Raw genomic sequence first — 22,760 nt, 5'->3', positions numbered from 1 at the left:
ATAGAATGGGAGAGAAGAAGATGGAGGATTTAAAAGGAGTAGAAGTTGAATTGAATGCTGCAAAAACGGCACTGGTGGTTATAGACTTGCAGAATGGAATTGCTCATGGTCGTCAGAGTGGCCCTTATACAGGTGCGCAGGTTATTCAAAATGCGAGTAAATTGGTACATGCATTTACGGAGAAAGGTGCATTTGTAGTTCTTGTAAGAGTCTCATCTTTGGATGGAAAGGATATGTTAAAGCCGGAAACAGATTTAAAAATGGCCCCGATGCAATTACCCGAAGGCTGGGATTCATTTGTACCTGAAATAGCTGATACCCCGAATGCTCACAAGATTACCAAACGGCAATGGGGAGCATTCTTCGGTACTGACCTTGATTTGCAGTTACGGCGCCGGGGAATTGATACGATTGTGTTGTGCGGTATTTCTACCTCTATCGGTGTAGACACGACAGCAAGAGAAGCTTACCAGCAGGGGTATCATCAAATTTTTGTGGAAGATGCTATGACTGCGGGGACTAAAGAAGAGCATGATTATGTATGTAAAACTATCTTTCCCCGAATCGGTAAAATTCGGACAAGTGAAGAAGTAGTTTTGTCGTTAAGATAATGGACATGAGTTATCATTTATTATAAAAATGTGCGTGCAATCACACCTTGCGGCATGGAGCTCTGTTACGCTGTGATCAACAATAGGTTCCTATAATTATCTAGATATGGAGGATAATGATATGTTCTGTTATCAGTGTGAACAGACACCTGATGGAGGGTGCACTGTTGTTGGTGTGTGTGGCAAAAACGAGACCATAGCGAGCTTGCAGGATACAATGATTTTTGCATTAAAAGGAATAGCAGCGTATGCAACACATGCGAGAGGACTGGGATATACTGATCCAGAGGTGGATCGTATTACCCATGAAGCCCTGTATATGACCTTGACGAACTCCAACTTTAATACACAGGAACATCTGGATATGGCGATGAAGGTAGGAAATGCTGCAGTACGAGTTATGGACTTATTAGATCGTGCGCATACAGAACGATTTGGCATTCCTCAGCCGACTACCGTCAGTCAGAATAAAATTGAAGGACAATGTATTGTAGTAACAGGACATAATTTGTATGCACTCGAGGAACTATTGCGGCAGACAGAAGGTAAGGGTATTAACATCTATACCCACTCGGAAATGTTGCCTGCTCATGGTTATCCGGCTCTCCGAAAATATTCGCATTTGAAAGGAAATATCGGGAAAGCCTGGTACGATCAGCGCAGATTGTTCGAGCAGTTCCCTGGTGCAATTCTTGCGACGACGAACTGCGTTATGCCGATTAAAGGAACCTATGCTGATCGCTTTTTCTCTTATGAAGTTGCGGGGCTGGAAGGTGTTGCAAAGATCATTGGAGACGATTTTACTCCACTAATTGAGCGTGCTTTATCGCTACCTTCGGCAGATGTAGAATCTGAGCAGGTACTTACGACCGGATATCATCATGAAACAGTGATTGGCCTTGCCCCTGAAATTATTCAAGCCGTCAAGGACGGTCACATTCGCCGCTTTTTCGTCATTGCAGGCTGTGACGCACCAGGCGCTGGTGGGAATTACTATCGTGAATTGGCGACGTCACTACCCAATGATACGGTTATCTTAACCACTTCTTGCGGGAAATTTCGTTTTAATGACATAGACTATGGAACCGTGGGAGATACGGGTATCCCTCGTTATATTGACCTTGGACAATGCAATAATTCCGGTTCTACTGTGAAAATAGCTTTGGCATTGGCTGATGCTTTTGGCTGTACCGTGAATGATTTACCTGTTAGCATCGTATTGTCTTGGTTTGAGCAAAAAGCGGTCGCTATCCTATTAGGATTGTTTAGCCTTGGTATTAAGGATATTCGTATCGGGCCGAAGCCACCCGAGTTCATCTCGCCTGGTGTACTGGATGTGCTGGTTGATCTCTTCGGCTTGAAGTTGATTACTACTGCCGAGGAAGATATGAACGCGATGTTGGCGTTGTCGTAGAGAAGGAATAAGAAGGTACTAGTAAAGACACTAACCCCTAAGTTAGTGTCTTTTTTTCATGTGTTGATCATTTGCGATATGGAATAAGAAGGAAATTGGGAGATGCTGTCGAATGATAGCTTATTGAATAAACCTATTATTAGGAGGTTAAGTAGATGGCAGAACTACAATTTATGTTAGAATGGACTTTTGTATCAGAGTGTCCTATCCCACAAGATGTTAGTGACTTGTTAGTGGCAGGTGAAGTAGCTGTTGCTGCTTATAAAACGATTCGAGACAACGCGATTTTTACAAATAAAAGATTGATCGTGAAAGATGTACAAGGGATTACAGGCAAAAAGGTGGAGATTTACTCCTTGCCGTATTCTTCAATTAATATGTGGTCCACTGAGAACGCAGGGAAGTTTCTTGATGTTAATGCTGAGGTTGAATTGTGGACACGTGCGGGCCATATCAAAGTGAAATTGCAAAAAGGAGTGGACATCCGCAGGTTAGACAGGCTAATCGCAAACGCGATTTTAACGGATTAATGCTAGTCTTGAATTCTGTTTGTAAATAAAAAATAAGCTGTTTCTGGTAAAGTGCCGGAAGCAGCTTATTTTTTTATTTATTCTTCCAAATTGTGTATTGACAATAGAAAGCAATACATATAATATGGAAAAAAACATTACCGAGTTTACAGGTAGGAATTATAGTAATATAATTTCGATGAACTAAATAGGTTATATAAGATGTACAAATCATTGAATAAACCGGAGAAGTTTTATTTTAGGGGGTAGTATGAATGACGGAAGTCTACAGGGTTGATTCGGTTTGGCAATTAGCCGATGTCTACGAAGTAAGGAACAAAACATTCGTTAACGGACAGGGAATTCCAAAAGAATTAGAATTTGATGAAGTTTATGGTCAAAAATACAATTACATATTACTAGAAGACAATAAAACCGCTGTTGCAACTGCACGCATTAATTTAGAGCACCAAGAGTACGCCAAGATTGAAAGGGTAGGGGTCATTCCGGAATTACAGAATAAGGGATATGGACGAATCGTAATTGAGGCAGCCGAGAAGTGGATAACAGAAATTGGTCGTCATCCTAAGATTGTAATTACGAGTCAACAACAAGCGGTAGGCTTTTATGAAAGCTTAGGGTATATCGCGAAACCGGAAATAAAAATTGAATCCACAATTCCCATTGTTTATACAGAAAAAGAAATCAACTGAAAAGAGGTAGGTAATTATGACAAAGGAAAATAATACGATCTTGGATACGCAAATCGTTAATCACGAAGATGTTAATGAAATTACAAAGGAAGGTGCTTTTAATCGCCAGAAAAATCGCTTTACGACTCCTTTCGGTGATGGACCTGAAGAGCTATCGGTTGAAGCAGGACGCTATCGCTTACTGTGGGCAAGAATTTGTCCTTGGGCACATCGTGCAGTGATTGTCCGTGAATTGTTGGGATTACAAGATGTGATTAGCCTTGGCACCACGAGTCCTGTTCGGACTGAAAATGGTTGGGAATTTTCGTTAGACGAAGGTGGCGTTGATCCTATACTGGGTATTCGTTATTTACCTGAAATTTATGCAGAGACAGATCCCACATACCATGGAAGAGCAACCGTACCGACTGTAGTGGATGTAACTACGAGAAAGGTAGTTAATAATGATTACTTCAGATTAACTAATTATTTTGAAACAGCCTTTAAGCCATTTCATAAAGAAAATGCACCTGATTTATATCCGCTGGACTTAAGAGCTGATATTGATGAATTTAATGATACCTTATTCCATGAAGTGAACAATGGCGTGTACAAAGCCGGATTTGCTCATTCGCAAGAAGCCTATGAACAAGCGTATGATGTGTTATTTGCTAGATTAGATCAATTAGAAGAAAGACTTTCATCTAGAAGATATTTATTTGGCGATAAAATCACAGATGCAGATGTTCGTTTCTATGTGACACTAGTACGTTTTGATGTGGCTTACTATTCCGTGTTCAGAACGAATCGTAATCGAATCGTTGACTTCCCTAATATTTGGAACTATGCAAAGGATTTATATCAGACACCAGGTTTCGGAGATACAACAGATTTTGATTCCATAAAGAGAGGTTATCACTTAGGAAATCATGCGGAAAATCCATATCAAATTTTAGCTAAGGGTCCTGATATATCTATTTGGAATGAACCTCATGATAGAAATAGATTTTAAAGAGGAGGGATGCGCAGATGACAGAAAAACTTGCTGAAATCGAAACAACAGGTGCCTTCAAACGGCAGGAAAATCGTTTTACTACTCCATTTGGACAGAACGAAGCAGAGCTGCCAGTCGAAGCAAATCGATATCGAATATTATGGTCACCTGTATGTCCATGGGCGCATCGTTCTATTATTGTAAGAAAATTGCTTGGGTTAGAAGAAGTGATAAGTGTTGGGACGGCGGATCCGCTACGACCGAAAATTGATCGAGTGGACTGGGCATTTACACTAGATGACAAGAACGTGGACCCGATATTAGGTATTCATTATATCAGTGAGGTTTATTTCAATACGGAACCTGAATATGCAGGCAGGCCCACTGTACCAGCTGTCGTTGATATTACAACACAAACCGTAGTCAATAATGACTATCACGAATTGACCTACTATTTGGCAACAGCTTGGAAAGAGCTGCACAAAGAGGGAGCACCAGATTTATTTCCAGATGAATTACAACAAGACATTCGTGAGCTAAATGAGCGGATTTTTCACGGTATTAATAATGGTGTATATAAGGCAGGATTTGCCCGCTCTCAAGAGGCATATGAGCAAGCCTATGATGGAGTCTTTCAATTACTTGATGAGATAGAGGAACGATTAGCTACGCAGCGTTATTTATTTGGCAGTCAATTAACGGATGCGGACGTTCGTTTGTATGTGACACTTGCTCGCTTTGATATTGCCTACAATACAGCGTTCAGAGTCAATCGCAATCGGCTGGTGGATTTTCCGAATTTATGGGGTTATGCCAGAGACTTATATCAAACACCAGGCTTTGGGGATACAACTGATTTTGCAGCGATTAAAGCGCATTATCATCTATCCATTACGAATGATCCCAACCGTACGTTTTCGAAAATTTTACCCAAAGGTCCAGATTTAACTGGGTGGCTTACGGAACATGGTAGAGTACTAAAATTTAAGGAGGAGAAGTAAATGACACAAAGTGCAAATGTACGTGTTAGACCTAAAGAGACAGAACATGAAATCGACGAAAAAGGATACTTTATTCGGCAAAAGAATCGCTTTGATACACCCTTTGGAGAGGGAGAAGGTAACTTGCCTGTGGAAGCAGGTCGTTACCGGTTAATTTGGGCGAAGGGATGCCATTGGTCTAATCGTGCCTCAATCGTGAGAGAATTATTAGGCTTAGAAGATGTAATCAGCATTAATCTAGTAGGACACGGGAAGCATGAACTAAATCTCGGATGGGAATTTGTCAATGATGAGAATAATACGGATCCAGTATTAGGTGTGCAATTTCTAAGCGAACTTTACGCAAATGGTGATCCTGATTTTAAAGGAAGACCAACCGTACCGGCAGTGGTTGACATTACGACTAAGAAAGTAGTGAATAACGATTACGTCTGGTTGACTAATTATTTAGAGAATGAATTTGCACCATTTCATAAAGAAGGAGCACCTGATTTATATCCGGTGGAATTAAGAGAAGAAATTGATAAGTACAATGATTTCTTATTTGATCACGTCAATAACGGTGTTTATAAGGCCATGTTCGCCCAATCTTTAGAAGCATATAATGATGCGTTCAATCACCTGTATGCAGCGTTTGATTCTATTGAGGAAAGATTAGAAACCAATCGATTTTTGTTTGGGGACTATGTCACAGATTCCGATGTCCGTTTATTTGTAACTCTAGCTCGCTTTGATACATATTATTTCAAAAATTTGGGTCCGATCCGTAATCGTATTATTGATTTTAACAACATTTGGGGTTATGCGCGTGATTTATATCAGGTTCCAGCATTTAAGAACAACACGTATCTACGGGATTTGGCTAAATCAAATGGGAATAAAGAAACCATCTTTATTGATTACAATACACGTTTTTGGAATGAGATTGATTTTGATGGATTATGGTCAGAACCTCAAAATAGACAAGAAAAAAGTTCAGACCCAGAGAATAAATTCAAGAGTAGAACATAGGGGGAAATGAAGATGAATACGTGGAGAAAACTAGGGTTAAGTATCGCGGCAATTGTGTTGTTCGTCGGGGTTGTAGCTTGCGGAAATGGCAATTCATCTGATAAAAATGCCAGTGCCAGTGCTGATGCTGCAAAAACGGAAACAACAACGATTAATATTGCTACGGGTGGTGCTCCAAAACCATTCTCGTATGTAAATGATAGTAATGAGATCGATGGTTATGACATTCAGGTCGTGAAGGCTATTTTCGAAGGCTTACCCCAATACAAGATTAACATTGAAAAAACAGAGTTCCCATCGATATTTGCTGGACTAGATTCAGATCGTTATCAGATTGGCGCAAACAATTTTGCTAGCAACGCTGAGAGAAAAGAAAAATATATCTATTCCGACCCGATATTTAAAAATCAGTTCGTGATTGCTGTTGCTGAAGGCCGAGATGATATCAAAACCTTTGCCGATTTGGAAGGGAAGAAGACTTCAGTAAGTCCTAGCGTGAATTACACCGTGGCTTTGGAAAATTATAATAAGCAATTTGCTAAAAAACCGGTAGTTCTAAATTATTCTGAAGCTGAGCTTGCTACGGTTTTGCAAAATGTTGAAAGTGGTGCAGATGATTTTAACTTAATTGATGCAGCAATGCTGCAATTGTATATCAAAGAATATGGTTTGAAGCTAAAAGCCATTCCCCTGTCTCAAGAAGATTCGGATCGAATTGGGGTACCTTACAGTTACCTAATTCTTAGTAAAGGAAAGAATAGTGAACAGTTAACGAAAGATGTTAATCAACGTATTAAAGAATTGATCGAAGACGGAACCATCTCAAAGTTAAGTGAAAAATACCTGAATGGTGACTTTGCGCCGGAAATTCAATAGGGGATGTAATCTATGCCAAACATATTTGATATTGAATTAGTGTTTACACTGATCCCCAAACTTCTTAAATACCTGCCTGTTACAATTGAATTAACAGCTATATCCATGCTAGTAGGACTCCTCTTAGGACTCCTACTAGCTCTTATCAAAATAAAAAAGATACCCGTTCTCTATCAACTGAGTGTGGTCTTTATTTCTTTTATAAGAGGAACCCCGATTCTAGTGCAATTGTACTTAACTTATGCCGGTATTCCATTAATTTTGAAATATTATAATTTTTATCATGACACAGGTTATAACGTGAATTCTATTCCTTCTATATTTTATGTATTGCTTGCCTTATCGCTGAATGAAGCAGCGTATAGCTCTGAAATTATTCGGGCTGCCTTACTATCAGTTGATAAAGGACAGATTGAGGCAGCACATTCGTTAGGCATGACATATGGGCAAGTCTTAAAACGAATTATTCTTCCAGAAGCTTTTATTGTTGCGCTACCCACGCTAGGGAATGCACTGATTGGTCTAATGAAGGGAACCTCTCTCGCCTTTGTATGTTCTGTAGTTGAGATCACGGCACAATCTAGAATATTAGCCGGGAATAATCTTCGATTTTTCGAGTCCTACTGTTCCTTGGCCTTAATTTATTGGGGTATGACGATATTGATTGAACGTGCGATTGCTCTGCTTGAAAGACGACTAGATATTGATTTTAAAAGCCTGAGAAAGAGAAAAGGAGATGTCATCCTTGATTGAGATCAGTGGATTAACGAAATCATTCCATCATAATATGGTCTTAGACCATATAGACTTGACGATAAAAAGAGGCGATGTTGTTGCGGTAATAGGTTCGTCAGGTGCAGGGAAATCCACATTATTAAGAGCCATTAATCTTCTCGAAGTACCAGACGCAGGAACGATTCGAATAGATGAGCTTATAGTTAATACAGCAAAGAAAACGAAAAAAGAGGTAATCGAGCTAAGAAAAAGTACGGCTATGGTATTTCAACAATTTAATCTGTTCCGTCAAAAGACCGCGCTTGAAAATGTGATGGAAGGATTAATTGTAGTGAAGAAATTACCTAAGGAGGAAGCTCGGAAAATTGCTCACTTACAACTTGCGAAAGTGGGATTATCCGATAGGGTGAATCATTACCCCAAGCAGTTATCTGGTGGGCAACAACAACGTGTAGCGATCGCTCGGGCTTTGGCCATGCAACCCAAGATATTGCTCTTTGATGAACCAACCTCTGCACTAGACCCCGAGCTTGTCGGCGAAGTATTGGACACGATTAAGAAGACGGCGGAAGAAGGAAATACGATGTTGCTAGTTTCACACGAAATGAATTTTGTTCGTAAGGTCGCCACAAGAGTTATATTTCTTGATCAAGGTAGAATTGTAGAAGACGGAACGCCGCAAGAAGTATTTTCACATCCGAAATCAGAAAGAACCAAGCAATTTCTTGCTAATTATTATCGTGATCAAGAACCAGAATTTGCGATCTAAATGAGGGATCCATATGGCATACATATTTCAAAAAAATCGAAACAATATTGATTGGACACAAGTAACCGATCTATTGAATGGCTTTGGATTAACGGATTTTACACCAGCTGAAACGAAGTTCGCTTTCGAGAATAGTGCTGTGAATGTATTCATAGTAGATGGAGAAAAAGTGATTGGCTGTGGTAGAGCTTTATCTGACGGTATTTCACAAGCAGCTATTTATAACATTGCCGTTGATGAAGCTTATCATCGTCATGGCTTGGGTAAACAAATTATTTCATTGATTTTAGAAGAAACCGCTAACTGTAATGTCGTGCTGTATACCCATCCAGATACGATTTCTTGGTATGAAGAACAAGGATTTAGAAGGATGAAAACCGGAATGGCTATGTATCATCCTTCACATATTGAAGCATTAATAAAAATGGATTTCATTTAATGCCAAGGTAACTTCATTTGAAGTTACCTTTTGTAGTTTCTTGCGGAGAAATCATTATACTTATCACATTGTTGGCTCTGTAAAAAATTAGAGTAGTAGGTTAGCGTTCGGCCTACTCTTCTGATTTCAACTCAGTGGCTGGACAGAATCCAGGATTCGTTGCACATAATTGTTCTGTAAATTGCGGCTCTAGCTTAGCAAGCTCTGTGAAATAGCTTCCGATAATATGATTAGCACTCACGGACCCATTCTGGAATGGCAGTGACGAAAGGGTCTGAACATGACTGTAATAGAATTTTTTTTCTCGCTTAGGCAGCTTGTAGATCGTTGGAGGAGCATGGGGTACAACGTCAAAGGGATTGGCAATACGGTAGCTGTTACAAATATATTTCTTAAATGCATTCGCAAAGTCCGGATCGCCAACACGTGGGGAACCATAAGTAAACAAGTTCGGCGAGTTGAAGGTGGTATTGGCGGCAATATCAATAGCACATAAGGTAGCAAGCGCTCCCCCGAGACTATGGCCTGTAACGTATAATGTCTTATCTGAAGACAAAGTAGAGAGTCTGGAGATAATTTCACTACGAGCTGACGAATAGATGCCTGTAAAGCCGCGATGTGTTAAGCAATCTACCTTAATATATTTGAATCTCTTTTGTGAGGCGAGTACGTTAGATATCCAATTGGTCGTTGAACTAGTTCCCCGAAAAGCTATAATAATGTCTTGTTGTGATTGTAGAATAAATCCAAAAGGTTCCCACACATTACTGATGGATTTCGCTTGAATTGTATCACAGATTTCATAATTCACTGGAACGACGAATGAACCATCTGTATTTGAAAATTGTGAATAGGTCTGCTCACAGATGGCAGCTAGAAAGATCGCCCATTGCGCTTGTTCATTAAGGTTACCCACGTGCATCATCCCTCTCTACTACACTATATTTATGAGATGAGGGAGAGATTCCTATATTGTGCGTGACCATGTGCAGGTTACCTGACAAACAACCAGGTGACGGCCAATTTCCGTTTACGGTGAATTTAATATCTTGACATTCCTTTTAACAGGTATATTATGGATGTATAGACCGACGGTCGGTAGAAATGGAGTATGATATGAAAACAGTCAAAGAAGGAGAAGTACGAAGACGAGAAATTTTAGTTGCTGCGCGTGAATTATTTGTTAATAAAGGTTATGATCAGACTTCTATTAACGATATTCTAAAGATTGTGGATATTGCAAAAGGCACCTTTTATTATTACTTTACTTCTAAGGAAGAAGTACTGGAAGCCATCATTCTTGATATCGTTGAAGAAGGAGCCAGGAGGGCAGAGAAGATTGTAAAGGATAAATCTATTCCGTTAGTAAGTCGTATTATGATGGCAATCATGGCACAGACACCGGAGTTTGAAGGATCGGATGAGATAAAAGAAGAAATTCATAAGGTCGAAAATGCAAAGCTGGAACATTTATATGTAAGGGCAATGCTTAAGCGTATGACACCGATTTTGCAAGAGCCTGTGTTAGAAGGTATTGACCAGGGGATTTTCCATATGGATTACCCGATAGAATGCACAGAGTCCATATTACTGTTGGGACATATGATGTTTGATTGTAATGTTATGGAATTTAAAGACGAGGAGTTTCCTAGGAAAATACAGGCGTTTTTATGTAATGCAGAACGAATGTTGGGAACAAAAGAAGGAGAATTGCAAGAATTTATGCGGATGTTTGGACAACTATCATAGATGGAAGGACATTCGTATATAATTTTTTTACCCTCTATCGACCGATGGTCGGTGACAAAAACATAGGATTAAAGGAAGGTGGCAATGAAGAAGTTTAGGTTACTGGTGATTGGCCAGATGATATCAAGTGTTGGTAGCGGATTAACGGACTTTGGTATTGCCATCTATGTATTGGCACTAACAGGTTCAGTTACGGCAACATCCCTTGTCAGTATTTGCGCCTTCCTCCCATCCATTCTTTTGGCTCCTGTGGGAGGTGTCTTGGCGGATCGTTATGATAGAAGGTTGATGATGATTCTAGGAGAATTGTTGTCCGGTCTTGGGTTGGTTATATGTCTTGTCTCCGTTATGAGCGGAAATCCTTCAATTGCAGTCATCTGTGTTGGTGTAGGCGTTAGCTCTATTTTTACAGCTTTGATGGAACCGGCATTTAAAGCGACTATTACGGATTTATTATCGGAAGAAGATTTTGCTAAGGCTGGCGGCATGGTTCAAATCGCAAGCAGTGCTAAACTTATCATTTCTCCAGTCATAGCGGGATTCTTGTTGCAGATTACGACGATCAGCACGCTGATCATTATCGATATGCTTACATTCTTTACAACTGTATTGATAATAGCCGCTGTGAAGAAAGGAATGGTATCGAAACGCAGGGAAGATGCCCATCTGAGCTTACGTAGTGAAATGAAGGAAGGAATCGCAGCAATACGTGGGAAAAGAGGTATTGTAGCACTGATTGTGATTATGACCATCGTCGTATTCTGCCTTGGATTCGTACAAATATTGAGTAAGCCGCTAATACTTGCTTTCGCAGGTGAAACAGAACTCGGTATTCTAACCACAGTTTGTGCATTTGGCATGTTGGCCGGTAGTATCGCAATCAGCTTGATGAAGAATACACAATCTTATGTGAGATTGCTTTCTCTCGGTTTGCTTGGCTGTGGAATCTTTTTTGCGCTGATGGGAGTTAAGGAGAATTTAGTATTGATTGCCATGTTCGGATTCATGATGTTTGTATTTATGCCTGCAATACAGATTGGAGCAGAAGTGCTGATACGAAAGAATCTTGACAATGAGGTTCAAGGTCGTGCTTTTGGCATGATCAGTTTTATTACGCAGCTGGGGTATATTGTTGCTTACATATTATCAGGAGTCCTTTCTGATTATGTTTTTGAACCTCTTATGTTGGGAGACAGTTTGTTCGCGATACAAATTGGAAAGGTGATCGGTATCGGAGAGGGCAGAGGAATTGCGCTTCTGATTTTGATTGCAGGAATCCTTCTGGCAATTGTCGGAGTCATTGTTTCCAGACTGAAAAGTGTTAAAACGTTGGAGAGGAGACTAAATAGAGAATGAAACTATTACTGAATCTTGGTTGGAAGGATTTTAAAAGAAACAAAGCTATCACTACTGCCTTAGCGGTATTCCTGATCCTTTCGGCTATTTTTATGGCAGGTGGCTTAAGAGTAACAGGTACCATGATATCTTCACTGAATGGATTAAATGAACTTGCGGTACCGACCGATTATCTACAGATGCATAAGGGAACATATGATGAGGATGACTTTAAGAACTTTGTAGCAACCCATGATTATATTAAGGATTCGTTAATCGTAAAAATGCTGGATATCAGAAATGCAAATATTAGTTATCAAGGTGAAACATTTGAAAAGTATTTAATGGATAACGGATTCGTTGTTCAGAATGAGGGATTTGATTTCCTCCTTAATATGAATAATGAAGTTGCGATTGTTCAGGCTGGGCAAATCGGAGTGCCAGTGTATTATGCGGAAGAGCTTGGGATTCAGGCTGGAGATGTGATCACATTACATGAAGGTGACTATAGTAAAAAGTTGACTGTATCAACCATCATTCGCGATTCAGCGATGAACGCTGCTCTCACATCTTCAAAGCGATTCTTAATCAGTCAGGCAGATCTAGATGAATTAAGTCTTCACATGGGAGAATGGGAATACTTGTTTGAATTCCAATTAAAGGATGGAACATCTACAACCGTGTTGGAGAAGGATTACATGGATGCGGGTATGCCATCCAACGGTGTTGGTCTGTCAGGTAGCTTTCTAACTATGCTGAATGCTTTTTCCTATGGTTTGGTAGCGTTTATAATCACCGCAATTAGCTTTCTATTAATCATGATTGCTATTCTATGTTTATCCTATATCATTCGGGCAACCATGGCAGAAGAGCATTACACCATCGGAGAGATGAAAGCCATTGGATTTCCCGGAAAAGCAATCAAGAAGTTATATCAGGTGAAATACATAATGCTTGTACTGGTAGCGGGAGTTATCGGTTATCTGATCGCCATCCCGTTCGGAGATTTCTTATCGTCCTCAGTTATTATGTACTGCGGAGAGGGTACCACGGAGTGGATGAAATGGGTATTTCCAATGATCGGAATCATCCTGCTTAGCCTAATCGTCATGTTCAGATGCCGCAGAACCATTGTCAAGAATCTGAAAAGTACGGTTGTGGAACTAATGCGCGGGGAAGAGAAGATGAAGAACGAGGGACATTATTCATTACCTTCGGCGGGGTTAAAACATCGCAATCTTACGATTGCTTTTGGAGAATTGAAATGCAAATGGAAAGAATATTCTGTTATCTTTTTCATTTTTGTATTCTCGTCGTTCTTGATTCTGGTTCCGATGAACATGAAGAATACGATTGATCATCCGTCTTTCATGACGTATATGGGGGTAGGACAAAGCGATATTCGTATAGATATACAATACAACGAGAAATTGACGGAACAAAAAGAGGCCGCCTTATCCTATCTGAAGAATGATTCCGAAATTGAAAAATATGCAGTTTATCGAAATGGATACGTACAGATTCAGAATGCTGATGGGGAATGGGAATACATTAGAGTACAAAATGGAGATGAATCTGTCTTCCCATTGGAGTATCTCAAGGGAAGTGCCCCAGAGGATAATAAAGGAATTGCACTATCATATCTGAATGCGAAGGAATTGGGAAAAGAAGTTGGCGATTCCCTCACTGTGATTTATCAAGGAGAAGAACTTAGGTTTATCGTAAGTGGCATTTATCAGGATATAACTTATGGTGGAAAGACGGCCAAAGCCGCTATTGATTTTAAGGAAGATGATATCGAAGTCTATTATATTTATTTGAATGTCAAAGAGGGTGTCACGGTTCAGACAAAGAGTGATGAATTGAGAAGCGTTCTGACAGACATCAAAATAACTCCAATCAGCGAGTTCGTGTCACAGACACTTGGTGGCATTAAGGATAATATGAGCCTGGTGGAAGGTGCAGCTATCGTGATTTCATTACTGTTAATTATGCTGATCAGCGTAATGTTCTTGCAGCTTATCACGGCTAGGGAGCATAGTGCCATCGCAATCAAGAAAGCGATTGGTTTTTCCAATCGTGACATTAGGATACAGTTCGGAATTAGAATTCTTACGATTCAATTTGTAGCAATCATAGTCGGGACGATTCTCGCGAACTCTTTGGGAGAGGTTATTTTCGGATGGATGCTTTCAGCGATGGGTGCATCCCACATAACGATGTTAGTTGAACCATTAACAGCCTATCTGGTCTACCCTGCAACGCAGTTGCTTGTAGTCTTCATTACAGTGATTCTAGGAACCAGAGTTGTCAAAGGCTTTTCAATCAGAGATCAAATAATGGAATAGGGAGCTTAGAGCCATGATAAAAGTTGAGAAGATTAGTAAGTCATTTAAAGATACACAGATTTTACATGACATCTCTTTCGAAATCACTAAAGGAGAATTCATTGCGGTTATGGGTCCATCCGGCTCAGGTAAGTCGACGCTTCTCTATAGTATTAGTGGAATGGATAGCATTAGCGATGGCAGGGTGTATTTTGACGGTACAAACATATCCGAAATGCAGGAAGAGGATTTAGCTAGATTTCGATTAAACAAAATGGGTTTTGTATTTCAGAATGCCCAGATGTTAAAGAATCTTTCTGTCTTTGATAATATAACGCTGCCTGGTCTTGTGGCCAAAAAAGAATCGGCGGATAACATAAGAAAACGTGCATCAAAAATCATGAAGAGGATGGAAATTGAAGGAATCGAAGCGCGTGATATACGAGAAGTATCAGGCGGACAGTTACAACGTGCTTCTATTTGCCGCGCAATGATTAATAATCCCAAAATCCTGTTTTTAGATGAACCGACAGGTGCGCTGAATTCCGAAGCTACGGATCAGGTGTTGGCAATCCTGGACGATTTGAATCGTGATGGAATGACCATAATGACCGTTACTCATGATCCGCGTGTCGCTGCCAAAGCAAGGAAAGTACTCTATATGAGAGATGGTCAGATTGCTGCTTCTAAGGAATTCTCGGTAGGTGCAGACCGCGACAGAGAACTGGATGAATGGTTAAAAAATTTAAAAACAAAGGCATAACATCATTATCCATGAAATAATGACTGTTTTACAAAGCTAATCCTGACTTGAAATCAGGATAGCTTTTTTTTCTATTCGATCACATGTTAGTGCTTTCTTATCCCATAAAAGCTATATACTTTTTGTATCTTTTCATAGTAATGTTTTTGTAAGGGTTGTTATATATTGGACGTGAGGTGAGTTGAACATGAAGCCAATTATAGAAGTGACGAACTTAAGCAAATCCTATGGCAAGCTGCAGGCAGTTAAAGATATCAGTTTTTACGTAGAAAGGGGGAAGATGTTCGCTTTTTTAGGACCAAATGGGGCAGGGAAGTCCACAACCATTGATATTATTTGTACATTTCTGCAACCGGACTCTGGCTCGATAATTATAGATGGATACCAATTGGGCAAAGACGATGATAAGATACGCTCGGTCATCGGTGCTGTGTTTCAAGACGGATTGCTAGATAGTTTACTGACAGTTGAAGAAAATATGAAAATCAGGGGCGGTTTTTATGGGGCGAAAGGAACGACGCTAGCAGACGCTGTGCGAAAAGCTGCAGAGGCAGCAGGTGTTATGGAGTTCTTGAAGCGTCCCTACGGAAATCTATCAGGCGGTCAACGCCGCCGTGCCGATATTGCGCGCGCACTTGTACATACACCAGCCATTTTAATATTAGATGAACCAACAACGGGGCTTGATCCGCAAACGAGAAAAAATGTGTGGGAGATCATTAAAAAGCTGCAAAAAGAAAATAACATGACCGTGTTTCTTACTACACATTATATGGAAGAAGCGGCTGATGCGGATTATGTAGTCGTGATCGACAATGGTAGCATAGCGGCAAAGGGAACACCGTCCGAATTGAAAAATAGGTATGCCAGCGATCAATTAAACCTATTTGCGGGAGATACCCAGACTTTGACTGAATTCCTGACAGATTCCCACATCGAATTTACCCAAAAGGTCGATAAAATAACCATAAATATTCCATCCACATTGGATGCTTTACCGATTCTTGAACAATGCAAACCGTATATTACAGGTTTTGAAGTTTTAAATGGAACGATGGATGATGCTTTTATCGGTATAACAGGAAAGGAGCTTAGACAATGATTGGATTTGCTAAACGAAATCTTCTCCTTTTCTTCAGAGATAAAAGTACCGTATTCTTCTCGCTTCTTGCTGTGTTTATTATTATTGGTTTATATGCCTTATTTCTAGGCGATGTTTGGGTGAGTGAATATAAGGAAATAGGGAATATTCGCTTTCTTATGGACAGTTGGATTATGGCAGGGCTGTTGGCAGTGACATCCGTAACAACAACTATGGGTGCCTTTGGTACAATGGTGAGTGATCGGGAAAAGAAAATGATCAAGGATTTTAATTCCTCGCCTGTAAGGAGAAGTAGCATCGCGGGTGGATATATGATTAGTGCGTTTCTGATCGGTTGTATCATGAGTGTTGTTACCCTTGTTTTAATTGAAGTATATATCGTGGTCAGCGGCGGAAAAATACTGTCTGCAGTGGCATTGGGTAAGGTTGTCGCGCTCATTTTGGTTTGCACCCTTGCAAATACAGCCATCATCTTTTTGGTAGTATCCTTCTTTAAAAGCAATAATGCATTTGCTACAGCAAGTACGATCATCGGTACACTGATCGGGTTTATGACAGGTATTTACGTCCCCGTTGGTTCTTTACCGGATGCTGTTCAGTTTGTGATCAAAATATTCCCTGTATCACATGCTGTTGCCATTTTCAGGCAGGTAATTATGGATGTCCCCCTTTCTGAAGCCTTTTCGGGAGCGCCTGCAGAGACTTTGATCGAATTCGAGAAAACAATGGGGGTAACTTATTATTTTGGCGATTATAAGGTAACCGCTTGGATCAGTATTCTTGTGCTAATTGTGACAATGGTTGTCTGTTTTGGGCTGGCTGTTTTGAATATGACACGCAAAAAGAAATGAGAGACTAGCCAAGCACAAGGAGATTCGAATAAGCGCCCCAACATAATGTATTATAAGGAGTTTCCATGAAAAAATTACTGTTTGGTTTTGTAATATTGGTATTGTTAGCCCTAGTGGGTTGTTCACAAAAGGAAGATAGTTCAAACATTGCAAAATTGAAAGACAATCCGATAGAATCTATTGCAAGTATAGAAGATCAGATCAGCGATGATGATTACGATTCCATGATGAACTTTGGAAAAGCTTTCGTAAACCTGTATACCGGAGCGGTTGCGAAACAAGAAACAGTATCATTTGAACATTACATCTTAAATGAGAATCTTCTTAAGTTCACAAATAAAATGTTGGAATTAGAACAAAAGCAAGATTTGATAGGTGGCATGGGTGTAAATTTCGGTTTAGAAAATGAGTTTAAGGAAGCAGAGTATCAGCAACTTGATGAAGATCTTTACTACCTAAGTTTAACTTTTTCGAACCAAGGGTCTGGAATGAGCTGCAAACTGTTAGTGCAATCTGATAACAAGTCATTAAAAATTGTTGATTTGTACTTTGGAAACAAAGATGGTGTGGATACTGTTGCAACAGGTCATCCTGCGGTTAGAAAAGTTGATAATCCAAAATTATGGGATGACCCAAAATGGGTTGATGAGGTTTTTGAAAAGCTTGAAAAATATGAATCCGAACTGAGCTCGTGATCATGTTAAAGACACTAACCCCCTCGTTAGTGTCTTTTTGCCTTTCTAAGATTAAAGCAACTGTGCCAAATCATTCTTCTCAGCGAAGCTATTAATCAAGCCGTTCTTTTCTCCGTAAAATAGTACAACATGGCCAGAATAGGCAGACTCATTCCTAGCAATACGGTCAAAGTCCAGCCCCCGTAAGCGTAAGACCACGCTCCTATGAACGATCCAATGGCTCCTCCCACGAAGAAAATGGCCATAAATAATCCGTTTAGGCGGCCTCTCGTTTCATTTCCCAGTGAATAAATGGCGCGTTGGCCAAGTACGAGACTTCCTGATACCCCCATATCTAGCAGAATGGCAACAAGAACGAGCAGGATGAGAGCTGTGTTTGAAGTGCTTTGAAATATATATGTCACTACAAAAGCCAGTAATGCAATCGCGATGGCTAGACCGCTCATCAAATGGGACAAACCTTTGTCAGCCAATCTCCCGGCAATAGGTGCGGCGACAGCTCCAGCAACACCGGCGAGGGCAAACAAAGCGATGCCTTGCTGTGACAAATGATAGTGACCGGCTAACCGTAAAGGAACAACTGTCCAAAAAAGACTGAAAGCCCCAAATAGACAGGCCTGATAAATCGCCCGGCGGCGTAAAATTGGTGTTGCTTTTAAAAGAGTAGCTAATGAACCTAATAACTGCCCATAATTCATGGTAGGTACAGGTTTGCGTTTGGGCAGCGCATGGGACAACAGTATTGTCAAAAGAGTTATCAGAACCGCCGATAGCGTAAACACGGCCTGCCAACCCCAAAGATCTGTGATGAAGCTCGCAAGCGGCCGAGCAAACATGATTCCCAGCAGCAACCCACTCATTACATTGCCTACAACACGACCGCGTTGATGTTCAGAGGCTAGATAGGTGGCATATGGCACCAGAATTTGAGCGGCTACTGATCCAAGTCCGATCAATAGGGACGCAGTCAGAAATATCAGCGAATTGGGAGCTAAAGTAGCCGCAACCAATGCGCCAACGACCATAATTAATGCTGCAACAGTCAGACGTCGATTCTCAATAATATCACTGAGCGGAACGATAAACAGCAAACCCAAAACATAACCCACCTGAGTCAAAGTCACAATTAAGCCTGCTGATCCGGGGGAGAGACCCATTGCCGTGCTAATAGGCCCAACAAGAGTTTGCGCATAATACAGATTGGCGACAATAATACCGCAGGATACGGCTAGCAACATCATGATCCAGTTGGGTACGGATTTACTTTCAGGCTGAGCCTGTGTTTCTTTTACAGTGGGTGTAATTTCTCGTTCGAGTTTCATGGTTATTCCTCCTCATTATAAATACTGTACGTTCAGTTTACTAATTGATACCAATATAATATACTGAACATATAGTATTGTAAATAGTTGTTTTGTTATCTTCTTAGGAAAATATTTTGTATAATGTACGTATAGTATTTATCTGAGAATCGTAAATCGGAAACATCAATAAGGAGGATTTGCCATGAGTACCAAAAGAGGGCGTCCCCGTAACGCTGACGCCGAAAAGGCTATACTTAACGCTTCCTACGACTTGCTGCTGGAGATCGGCTTTGGGGCGGTCACGGTTGATAAAATTGCCGAACGGGCTCAGGTCAGCAAAGCCACCATATATAAATGGTGGTCCAACAAGGCTGCCGTTGTTATGGATGGCTTTATGTCTGCGGCCACCGCAAGGCTACCCGTACCCGATACGGGCTCAGTATTTAACGATATATTAATTCATGCCTCTAATTTAGCCCGATTTCTGACAAGCCGGGAAGGTAAAATAATCACGGAGCTGATTGGTGAGGGACAATTTGATCCGGGGCTGGCTGAAGCTTACCGCAGCAGATACTTTAATCATCGTCGTCTTGAAGCACGGCTTCTTCTGGAACGGGGAGTTCAGCGGAAAGAACTGAAGGAAACGCTTGATATCGAATTAACTATCGATCTAATTTTCGGACCCATTTTCTACAGACTATTAATAACAGGGGAACAGCTGGATGATACGTTCATCAAGAATTTGCTGACCGTAGCTTTTGAGGGAATACAGTCTTCCTAGATCAAGTGTTAGACACATTAGCCTAATGAATAGAATAGACTATTCAAAAAAAGGGAGCCTATAACCTGATGAATAGTCATTGCGAACTGAGCCTTGTGACGAAGGCCTATCTTGATACTTTCTTCAAAATACTTAATAACATGATTCAGAATATGACAAGTGTACATCTCACCAATAGTATTTCTGATATTTTTATTAGGCAGATGGTTCCACATCACCTAGCAGCAATTGAAATGTCTAACAATATTCTGAAATACACTACAAATCTTGAATTGCAAGGTATCGCATTGAACATTATTGCTGAACAAACACAAAGTATCGCGAATATGCAAGCCATACAGCAACAGTGTAGCTTAATGACAAATACTGATTTTGAACGGTCTCATTACATGGATAGATTTAAGGAAATATCTGAAACGATGTTCTTCGAAATGGGCTCAGCCCAAATTACAAATGGTGTAAATGCAAATTTTGTGAGAGAAATGATTCCTCATCACGAGGGAGCTGTACGCATGTCAAACAACGTACTTCATTTCAATATCTGCCCGATGCTAAAGCCGATTCTGTATGCCATCATATCCTCTCAATGCAAAGGCATCAAACAAATGCAACAGCTGCTAGCGAGACTAGATTGTTGTTGAGTTAGACAAATGAAATGAATAAAACTATACGGACCCTTACAAAGCTATTCCTGACTTGAAATCGGGGTAGCTTTGTTTATTTCTGATTATTCCGGATGTAAAATCCACTTTTTTACAGTATAGTATGATGTAAATAAAGATAAAAAAGAAGATTATTATATTGAAGATGAAGGAGTTATCCGAAAAAGATATTCAAAGGATTTGCCAATGCGTATGCATATCGAATCACAAGAGTGTGACCTATCATCGGCGTTGGATAGCATTAGAGGAGAATTATTAGTTCTTAAAGGTACTAAGGAAGGTTCCCTATTGAACGAGGAACAGTTAAATCTGTACGAGAAGTACAACCCAACTATTATACGGGTACAGAATGCGGGGCATGATGTTTTTGAACCAAGACACCAAGTTAAAGAAGCGATTTTGAACTATTTCAATGATATTATCTAATAAACTAGTAATATCTTAAATATAAGAAAGATGGCAAAATAGCCATCCTTCTTAGTCTTCTTATTTCATTTCATCCTTCAAATTTGGCATTCTTCTGTGTTTTGTTGCTTGTTCGAATGCATAGGCAATACGAATCAGTGTTGGTTCACTAAATGCCGTTCCTGCGAATGTAATGCCAAATGGTCTTCCATCCTCTTGAAATCCAGCAGGCACTGTTATGGAAGGATAACCCGCTCTAGCACTGATATCAGCACCGACATAGGAAGGAAACAAGATGGCATCCAAACCGTACTTTTCTATAGCATGGTCTATCCCCATATTTTGCGAATCATATAGATCAGTGATCGATTCTAAAATATAGTTCTGATTCTTTAATGGATGATTTAGTTGTGCACGATATTTCAACGAATCTTGTCCATATTTCAAAGCCTTCTCTGTATTTTGCTCATTCCAATCAATTAGTTCATTTAAAGTATGAATAGGAATATGAGAGGGGAGACTTTGCAAATAGCGTTCAACAGAATGCTTAAATTCAAGGTTCATTTTGTTATAATTCCACTCTTTATTGAAGGAAGGAATTTCAATATCTTCTATTATATGGGCTCCAGAATCTTTGAGTTTTGCCACAGCATCATTAAATAATATTTCATCATATTCGCCAATGTCACGATATTTCTCGGGTGGAACATTCCTGAATATACCTATGGTTGCTGTACTTAATCCGTCTTTATCCAAAAAATCTGTATAGTCCATATTAGCATGTATATTCTTCCAAGTAGCGGGATCACTTTCATCTCTTCCCGTAAGAGCACTTAATAGGATCGCGGCATCCGTGACTGTCCGTGCCATGGGTCCAGCGGTATCCTGAGAATAGCTCCACGGAATGATTCCAGATCGACTAATTAACCCTACAGTTGGCTTTATGCCAACTATAGCGTTCTGCACAGCTGGGCTTAAAATAGAGGCAGAGGTTTCTGTACCAATTGCAATTGTAGTAAGATTGGCTGCAACAGCTGCGGCAGATCCCGTACTAGAACCACCGGGAAAATAATCCCCATATGGATTTTTGGTTTGTCCCCCAACTGAACTATAACCAGCCCACATAGAGGATGACATCCCATTTGCCCATTCGGTCATATTTGTTTTTCCCAGAATAATTGCACCTGCTGTTCGTAATTGTTGGACAAGGGAAGCATCTTTTGAGCTTATATGGTGTTCCAATGCTAATGCCCCAGCATTTGTATGCATTTTGTCATTGGTTTCAATATTTCCTTTTAATACTACAGGCACACCGTGTAATGGACTACGTGCTCCACTTAAATTTCTTTCTATATCTAATGCTTCCGCAATAAAAATCGCATCAGGATTCATTTCCATAATAGAATTTATCATGGGCCCACTCTGGTCAAACTTTGCGATCCGATTCATATAATACATAACAAGTTCCCTTGAGGTAATTTCTCCATTATCCATTGCAACTTGTAAATCAAGTATCGTTGCTTCTTCGTTAATAAAATTTTTGAATCCAAAGATATGTTCCATGTAGAGTTCCTACTTTCGATAGTGGGTCTTTTTTAATTCATTCATGTGAATCCTATGCTTTAAATTATAGATTAATTAGATGCTTACTAGTAAAGATAAAGAACAACTCTAATTGTTTTTTACACAAATAAAATATGTAAGGCGCCTAAAACTTTAGGCGCCCTGAGTATAG

At 40.1% G+C, this 22,760-nt stretch carries 24 protein-coding genes; 21 read left to right on the top strand and 3 right to left on the bottom strand.

What is annotated here, in order from left to right:
* Window positions 1–5: 5 nt before the first annotated feature.
* The 11 genes from IEW05_RS11205 to IEW05_RS11155 all read left to right on the top strand — a co-directional run bounded on the left by IEW05_RS11205 (window position 6) and on the right by IEW05_RS11155 (window position 9,051).
* Entirely contained in the window at window positions 6–611 is a 606-nt protein-coding gene (locus tag IEW05_RS11205; RefSeq protein WP_229753433.1) for a hydrolase, read from the top strand.
* A gap of 121 nt (window positions 612–732) precedes the next feature.
* Window positions 733–2,025 (top strand): hydroxylamine reductase, encoded by a 1,293-nt coding sequence (gene hcp / locus IEW05_RS11200; RefSeq protein WP_188538701.1) that lies wholly within the window; start codon window positions 733–735, stop codon window positions 2,023–2,025.
* 155 nt (window positions 2,026–2,180) lie between these two features.
* Window positions 2,181–2,555 carry a PH domain-containing protein gene (locus IEW05_RS11195; RefSeq protein WP_188538700.1) on the top strand — a complete coding sequence of 125 codons (375 nt, stop codon included), beginning with the start codon at window positions 2,181–2,183 and terminating at the stop codon, window positions 2,553–2,555.
* Between the two features lie 254 nt (window positions 2,556–2,809).
* Entirely contained in the window at window positions 2,810–3,247 is a 438-nt protein-coding gene (locus IEW05_RS11190; RefSeq protein ID WP_188538697.1) for a GNAT family N-acetyltransferase, read from the top strand.
* A 16-nt stretch (window positions 3,248–3,263) separates the two neighbouring features.
* Window positions 3,264–4,238: a glutathione S-transferase family protein gene (locus IEW05_RS11185; RefSeq protein ID WP_188538695.1), complete on the top strand. Its 975-nt coding sequence runs from the start codon at window positions 3,264–3,266 to the stop codon at window positions 4,236–4,238.
* Window positions 4,239–4,255: 17 nt separating this feature from the next.
* Window positions 4,256–5,221, top strand: a complete 966-nt coding sequence (locus IEW05_RS11180; RefSeq protein ID WP_188538693.1) for a glutathione S-transferase family protein — start codon at window positions 4,256–4,258, stop codon at window positions 5,219–5,221.
* Window positions 5,222–6,232, top strand: coding sequence for a glutathione S-transferase C-terminal domain-containing protein (locus IEW05_RS11175; protein WP_188538691.1), 1,011 nt, complete (start codon window positions 5,222–5,224; stop codon window positions 6,230–6,232).
* A gap of 12 nt (window positions 6,233–6,244) precedes the next feature.
* Entirely contained in the window at window positions 6,245–7,108 is an 864-nt protein-coding gene (locus tag IEW05_RS11170) for a transporter substrate-binding domain-containing protein (protein ID WP_188538689.1), read from the top strand.
* 12 nt (window positions 7,109–7,120) lie between these two features.
* Complete coding sequence (locus IEW05_RS11165; RefSeq protein WP_188538686.1) at window positions 7,121–7,861, top strand: amino acid ABC transporter permease; 741 nt, start codon at window positions 7,121–7,123, stop codon at window positions 7,859–7,861.
* Window positions 7,854–8,612, top strand: a complete 759-nt coding sequence (locus tag IEW05_RS11160; RefSeq protein ID WP_188538684.1) for an amino acid ABC transporter ATP-binding protein — start codon at window positions 7,854–7,856, stop codon at window positions 8,610–8,612. Before IEW05_RS11165 ends, IEW05_RS11160 begins: the two co-directional genes overlap by 8 nt.
* A 13-nt stretch (window positions 8,613–8,625) precedes the next feature.
* Complete coding sequence (locus IEW05_RS11155) at window positions 8,626–9,051, top strand: GNAT family N-acetyltransferase (protein ID WP_188538682.1); 426 nt, start codon at window positions 8,626–8,628, stop codon at window positions 9,049–9,051.
* 112 nt (window positions 9,052–9,163) lie between these two features.
* Here the strand turns inward: IEW05_RS11155 and IEW05_RS11150 are convergent, their stop codons facing one another.
* The gene (locus IEW05_RS11150; RefSeq protein ID WP_373285793.1) at window positions 9,164–9,967 is read right to left on the bottom strand and encodes a lipase family protein; all 804 of its coding nucleotides are present in this window, start codon (window positions 9,965–9,967) and stop codon (window positions 9,164–9,166) included.
* 200 nt (window positions 9,968–10,167) lie between these two features.
* On the opposite strand from IEW05_RS11150, the gene IEW05_RS11145 reads away from it, so the two are divergent.
* From IEW05_RS11145 to IEW05_RS11115, 7 genes are all read left to right on the top strand, one after another.
* Window positions 10,168–10,800: a TetR/AcrR family transcriptional regulator gene (locus IEW05_RS11145; protein WP_188538680.1), complete on the top strand. Its 633-nt coding sequence runs from the start codon at window positions 10,168–10,170 to the stop codon at window positions 10,798–10,800.
* Window positions 10,801–10,884: 84 nt separating this feature from the next.
* Entirely contained in the window at window positions 10,885–12,156 is a 1,272-nt protein-coding gene (locus IEW05_RS11140) for an MFS transporter (protein WP_188538678.1), read from the top strand.
* Window positions 12,153–14,483: an ABC transporter permease gene (locus tag IEW05_RS11135; RefSeq protein WP_188538676.1), complete on the top strand. Its 2,331-nt coding sequence runs from the start codon at window positions 12,153–12,155 to the stop codon at window positions 14,481–14,483. Before IEW05_RS11140 ends, IEW05_RS11135 begins: the two co-directional genes overlap by 4 nt.
* 13 nt (window positions 14,484–14,496) lie before the next feature.
* A complete protein-coding gene (locus IEW05_RS11130; protein ID WP_188538675.1) occupies window positions 14,497–15,225 on the top strand; it encodes an ABC transporter ATP-binding protein in 729 nt (242 codons plus the stop codon).
* 187 nt (window positions 15,226–15,412) lie between these two features.
* Window positions 15,413–16,327, top strand: a complete 915-nt coding sequence (locus IEW05_RS11125) for an ABC transporter ATP-binding protein (RefSeq protein WP_188538673.1) — start codon at window positions 15,413–15,415, stop codon at window positions 16,325–16,327.
* Window positions 16,324–17,178 carry an ABC transporter permease gene (locus IEW05_RS11120; RefSeq protein ID WP_188538671.1) on the top strand — a complete coding sequence of 285 codons (855 nt, stop codon included), beginning with the start codon at window positions 16,324–16,326 and terminating at the stop codon, window positions 17,176–17,178. Before IEW05_RS11125 ends, IEW05_RS11120 begins: the two co-directional genes overlap by 4 nt.
* A 65-nt stretch (window positions 17,179–17,243) precedes the next feature.
* Entirely contained in the window at window positions 17,244–17,873 is a 630-nt protein-coding gene (locus tag IEW05_RS11115) for a hypothetical protein (protein WP_188538669.1), read from the top strand.
* A gap of 95 nt (window positions 17,874–17,968) precedes the next feature.
* Here the strand turns inward: IEW05_RS11115 and IEW05_RS11110 are convergent, their stop codons facing one another.
* Window positions 17,969–19,114, bottom strand: a complete 1,146-nt coding sequence (locus IEW05_RS11110) for an MFS transporter (protein ID WP_229753432.1) — start codon at window positions 19,112–19,114, stop codon at window positions 17,969–17,971.
* A gap of 265 nt (window positions 19,115–19,379) precedes the next feature.
* Between IEW05_RS11110 and IEW05_RS11105 the strand changes: the two genes are divergently transcribed.
* From IEW05_RS11105 to IEW05_RS11095, 3 genes are all read left to right on the top strand, one after another.
* Complete coding sequence (locus tag IEW05_RS11105; protein ID WP_188538665.1) at window positions 19,380–19,958, top strand: TetR/AcrR family transcriptional regulator; 579 nt, start codon at window positions 19,380–19,382, stop codon at window positions 19,956–19,958.
* Window positions 19,959–20,026: 68 nt separating this feature from the next.
* Window positions 20,027–20,599, top strand: coding sequence for a DUF305 domain-containing protein (locus IEW05_RS11100; protein WP_188538663.1), 573 nt, complete (start codon window positions 20,027–20,029; stop codon window positions 20,597–20,599).
* Between the two features lie 207 nt (window positions 20,600–20,806).
* Window positions 20,807–21,046 (top strand): hypothetical protein, encoded by a 240-nt coding sequence (locus tag IEW05_RS11095; RefSeq protein ID WP_188538661.1) that lies wholly within the window; start codon window positions 20,807–20,809, stop codon window positions 21,044–21,046.
* A gap of 60 nt (window positions 21,047–21,106) precedes the next feature.
* Here the strand turns inward: IEW05_RS11095 and IEW05_RS11090 are convergent, their stop codons facing one another.
* On the bottom strand, window positions 21,107–22,588 hold the full coding sequence (locus IEW05_RS11090) for an amidase family protein (RefSeq protein ID WP_188538659.1): 1,482 nt from the start codon (window positions 22,586–22,588) through the stop codon (window positions 21,107–21,109).
* Between the last annotated feature and the right edge of the window lie 172 nt (window positions 22,589–22,760).

This window comes from Paenibacillus segetis, assembly GCF_014639155.1.
Classification (GTDB): Bacteria; Bacillota; Bacilli; order Paenibacillales; family Paenibacillaceae; genus Fontibacillus; species Fontibacillus segetis.
This window is presented reverse-complemented; position numbering and strand designations above follow the sequence as displayed.